Here is a 4,480-nt window from a genome sequence, read left to right as displayed (position 1 = left end):
GCAGATGTGTAGAAGAGCCAGCTGCGGCAGTCCGGCCAGCGCCGGTGAGCGTACGCCGGGCGGCTCGGGGAGCACGTCCACCGAGGCGAACGGTTCGCTGCCGGCGAGCCACCACTCGACCTGTTCGACGCTGCGCCGGGTGGCGTTCTCGCACCAGTACGGCACCATCCCCGCCCGCACCACCTGCCACGGGTCGAGCAGTCGGCCGCACTCCACCACCAACCGGTCACCGGTCTTGCCGGCGGCGCGCAGCCAGCGACGGTACAGGTCGGCGACGGCGGCGCTGAGCACCCCCGGTGCCGGGAACAGCAGCCGGCGTACCGGATGCCCGGCGCGAGCGGTCCAGTCCCCGACGGCACGGTCCAGACCGGGCTCCACACCGTGCTCGGCGGCGGCCGGCGGGGCGGAGATCTCCGGCGGATCCCAGTTCACGCCCTCTCCCCCGGAGGAGCGCAACACCTGCCGCAGCGCGGGGCTGTCCGGGTGGAAGTCGACCGGCTCCAGCCCGCTGGCCGGGCAGCCCACCTGGAAGCTGTGCCCGTCGGCGGCGTCGTGCACCGGCCAGGTCCGCGCGTCGCTGAGCACCAGCACCGGCGCGCCCGGCACCAACCGGTCGCTCAGGAACCGCCGGTACGCCGTGGGCAGCGTGCGCCACCGGGCGGTCAACGCGACCGTCACGCCGGCCAGCGAGCCCCGGCTGGCCGGGCAGTGCACCTGGCGTACGTGCAGGTCGGGGTTTCCGGCCAGCAGCCGTCCGGCGAGGGCGGCGCCGTGGTCCAGGGCGGCGCGGGGGCGGTCCACCGCGCCGCGCGGCCAGTGCGCGGTCATCTCGAAACCGGCGGGCAGCCACGGCATCCCGAGCGCGGTCGCCAGGTGGGCGGCGGCGCCGTGCGGCGAGCCCAGCAGCACACCGGGGTACCGGCCGCGCGGGTACTGGTCGACGAACCAGCCGGCGACCCGGGCGGCGTCGACCTCGGCGGTCTGCCCGGCGGTGAGGGCCACCCGTCCGGCGGTACGGGCGGCGGCGGCGCGGCGGATCGGGTCCGGGGTGCCGGCGAACCGGGACACCGGGCCGACGTGACCGAGGTCGGCACAGTCGGTGCCGCGCAACGCACGGGCGACGGCGGCGACGAGGATCCGGGACGTGCTGCCGACCGCGACCACCCGGTCGCCGGTCAGCCCCGCACCCGCTGCCGTGAGTCCCGGTCGCGATCCTCGCGCCGGCCCCACCGTGCCCCGTTCGCTCACGCGGCCCGGCTTCCCGCCCGGATGCGCCTTAAACAGGGCATCCCTCCACCGAGCGGGATCAATCAGGTGATCTTCGACTGTCCACGCCGACGGTACGCAACACCCCGGCGGGGTCCATGCCGGCCGGGCCGACCACCAGCTCCAGCAGGCACGGCCGGTCCGCGCCGAACGCCTCGGCCCCGGCCGCGCCGACCAGTTCCGGCCGGTCGACGCGGATGCCGCGCAGACCGAGCAGGCGGGCCCAGCCCGCGTACGGGACGTCGTCGGTGGGCGGGTGGGGCGACCCGGCGTACCGGGGGTGCCCGGAGCGGGTGTTCAGCACCAGCAGCACCAGGCGCGGATCGGGCCACGCCGCCCGGTGTCGGGCGACGGCGACCAGTTCGGCCGCGCCGAAGCCCAGCCCACCCCGCGACTCCGGGACGAGCAACCCGGCCAGACCCAGCTCGCCGCTGAGCCGCGACCACACGTGCCCGCCGTCCTCCACCGGCACGACGGGGTGGGCGTACGCGCCGAGGAAGTCCCGCAGCGCGGAGCCCAGCTCCGCGGCCACCTCCTCCGCAGCGGTCACGACACGGTTCCCGGCGTCGGATCGGCGGTCGGCTCCTCGATCCCGCACACCTTGCGGGCCAGGTGCTTCGCGTGCGTCATGTCGTAGTGCTTCTCGACGATGAGGCGTTGCGCGTGCAACCCTCCGCCGCCCTGGAGGATGGTCACGCTCTGCCAGCCGCCGAACGTGTCGGCGGTGAAGTCGCGGATGCCGTGGAAGAGCCGCATCCGGTGCTCGGCGTCGACGCCCTCCATCGTGCGCATGTACTTCGCGACGAACTCGCCCGTCTCCGGGTGACGCAGGTCGTCGAGCATCGGCGCGGTGAGGATGCTGCCGCCGGCCACGTCGTGCAGGTTGCGCACCATCTCGGCGTAGTTCAACGCGGCGAAGTACTTCGCCGCGTTGGTCATCAGCTCGTCCGGGGACGCCCAACCCTCCGCGGTGAACTGGGCGTTGTTGACGGCGGCCTCCAGCCCGGCCCGCACCATCGTCGCGTAGTTGATCAGCTCGGCGATCTTCTGGCGGATGTGCGGGATGCGCTGCAACCCGTTGGCCTCGGCGATGAGCTGGGCCATACCGACGAGCGTGTCGGCCATCTCGACGTAGTGCGCGACACTGCCGATGCGTTCCCACAGCCCGAGCGAGTGGGCGAACGTGGCGGAGTGCTCCACCTCGCCGTCGAGGAACACCCGCTCGTTGGGCACGTAGACGTCGTCGAAGATGACGAACCCCTCGGCCATGTTGCGCCGACCGCTGTAGGGGAAGTAGTCGGTCGGCAGGTCCGGACGCGGCGCGTACGTGGTGGCGACGATCTTCACGCCGGGCGAGTTGACCGGCACCGCGCAGGCGATCGACCAGTCCTCCTCACCCGGCTTCATCCGCTTGGTCGGCATCACGATGAGGTCGTGGTCGATCGGGGCACCGGTGATGTGCAGCTTCGCCCCCCGGATGACCACCCCGCCGGAGTCCCGGCTGACCACCCGGACGTACAGGTCCGGGTCGTCCTGCTTCATCGGCGACAGGGCCCGGTTGCCCTTGGCGTCGGTGATCGTCTGCACGCAGCGCAGGTCGACCTTCTTGGCGTGCTCGAAGTAGTCCATCACCCGGTCGGCGTACTCCGGCAACTGCGACCGGATCCGGCTGGCGGCGGTCATCAGCATCAGCAGGCTCACCGACGTGGTGCGGGTGGGATTGGCCCACTTGAGCTGCTCCACCTCCTGGTAACGCAGATCCTCCACGCTGCGCGGGATGAAGAACAGCGGCCCGTACGCGTCGTCGCCGGGCCGGTAGAACTCGTCGTAGTTCGCGGCGGTCATCGCGATGCTCTGCCGCAGCAGCGGCTCCTCGGTGACGTCCTCGATCCGCCGGCCCGCGAGGTAGACCTGACGGCCGTCACGGAGGCTCTGCCGGTACTGTTCCCCGGTCATCATGGCGCTGCGGGTCCTTTCGTTCGAGGGTGCCGGTCACGGGGCAGGCCGAGCACCCGCTCGGCGACGATGCCGCGCTGGATCTGGTCGGTGCCGCCGGCGATGCGTTGCGCGGGTGAGCTGAGCAGGAAGTCCGACCAGGCGGAGCCGCCCGAGCTGCCGTCGTCGGCGACCAGGTCGGGTCCGAGCAGCCGCGCGGCGGCGCGGCCGTAGAAGCCGAGGTCGTCGACGAGGGCGAGTTTGCCCACCGACGGCGAGAGCCCCGCGGTGGCGACCCGGTCCGCCGTGACCCCGGCGAGCTGCTCGCGGATCCACGCCTCGGCCAGCAGCTCCCGGTCGGCCTCGCCGAGTGGGTTCCGGTCGCCGACCAGGGCACGCAGCCGCCGGAACGGCTGGCTCAGGTACGTCTTGTCCCGGCTGCCCATCGCCGCGCGCTCGCTGGTCAGCGTGGACATCGCGACGGCCCAACCGTCGTCGACGGCACCGAGCCGGGCACTGTCGGGGATCCGGACGTCGTCGAAGAAGACCTCGTTGAAGTGGCTGTCGCCGTTGATCTGACGGATCGGCCGGACGGTGATGCCGGGACGGTCCATCTCGACCAGGAAGGCGGTGATGGACCGGTGACGGTCGGCGGGCGCCCCGGTGCGGGCGAGCAACTCGCCGACGTCGGAGAGATGTGCCCACGAGGACCACACCTTCTGGCCGTTGAGCACCCAGTCGTCACCGTCGCGTACCGCCGTGCAGCGAAGCGCGGCGAGGTCGGAACCGGCTTCCGGCTCCGAGAAGAGCTGGCAGGCGAGGGCGTCCCCCCGCCACAGGGCCCGGACCCAGCGGTCCCGCTGCGGCGCGGTGCCGTGGGCCAGGATCGTCGGCGCGACGATGCGCCGGCTGACCGTGAAGTACGCCTGGTCGGGCAGCGCGTACCCGCACAGGACGTCACGCAGCGCGGCGGCGACGTCCGGGTCCAGGCCCCGGCCGCCGTGCTCGACGGGTCCGTCGAACCAGGCGAGGCCGGCGTCGAAGAGCCGTCGCTGGAACGCCGAGGAGACGGCCAGCCCGCTGTCACCGCCGCCGGGCTCGTCCACCACGGCCTCCGGGTCGTGACGGACCAGCCCTTCGGCGGCGGCGAACGCGTGGATCTCGGTGACCAGCGCGTCGAAAGTCGGGTCCGGCATGGTCACCGCCCCGCCCAGACCGGCGCGCGCCGCTCGGCGAACGCGCTGTATCTTATAAACAACTCCGCGCCCACGAGACTAGC

The 4,480-nt window shown here is 72.8% G+C and carries 4 protein-coding genes; all 4 read right to left on the bottom strand.

The window, feature by feature from the left end; genetic code table 11:
• Window positions 1-1,230, bottom strand: a 1,230-nt coding sequence (locus EYA84_RS27325; protein ID WP_131056656.1) for a hypothetical protein, incomplete at its 3' end; no start/stop codon positions are given.
• Window positions 1,231-1,306: 76 nt separating this feature from the next.
• On the bottom strand, window positions 1,307-1,816 hold the full coding sequence (locus EYA84_RS27320; RefSeq protein WP_131056654.1) for a hypothetical protein: 510 nt from the start codon (window positions 1,814-1,816) through the stop codon (window positions 1,307-1,309).
• Window positions 1,813-3,225 (bottom strand): 4-hydroxyphenylacetate 3-hydroxylase N-terminal domain-containing protein, encoded by a 1,413-nt coding sequence (locus EYA84_RS27315; protein WP_131056652.1) that lies wholly within the window; start codon window positions 3,223-3,225, stop codon window positions 1,813-1,815. Before EYA84_RS27315 ends, EYA84_RS27320 begins: the two co-directional genes overlap by 4 nt.
• Window positions 3,222-4,397 carry an acyl-CoA dehydrogenase family protein gene (locus tag EYA84_RS27310; RefSeq protein ID WP_131056650.1) on the bottom strand — a complete coding sequence of 392 codons (1,176 nt, stop codon included), beginning with the start codon at window positions 4,395-4,397 and terminating at the stop codon, window positions 3,222-3,224. The genes EYA84_RS27315 and EYA84_RS27310 overlap by 4 nt, the downstream gene beginning before the upstream one ends.
• Window positions 4,398-4,480: the final 83 nt, after the last annotated feature.

The organism is Verrucosispora sp. SN26_14.1 (assembly GCF_004307965.1).
Taxonomy (GTDB): Bacteria; Actinomycetota; Actinomycetes; order Mycobacteriales; family Micromonosporaceae; genus Micromonospora.
The sequence above is the reverse complement of the archived record's forward strand: the minus strand, read 5'-3'. Positions and strand labels throughout refer to the sequence as shown.

Coding starts and splice junctions, on each gene's coding strand:
- EYA84_RS27315 (WP_131056652.1), bottom strand. CDS start 3,225: ATGATGACCGGGGAACAGTACCGGCAGAGCCTCCGTGACGGCCGTCAG.
- EYA84_RS27310 (WP_131056650.1), bottom strand. CDS start 4,397: ATGCCGGACCCGACTTTCGACGCGCTGGTCACCGAGATCCACGCGTTC.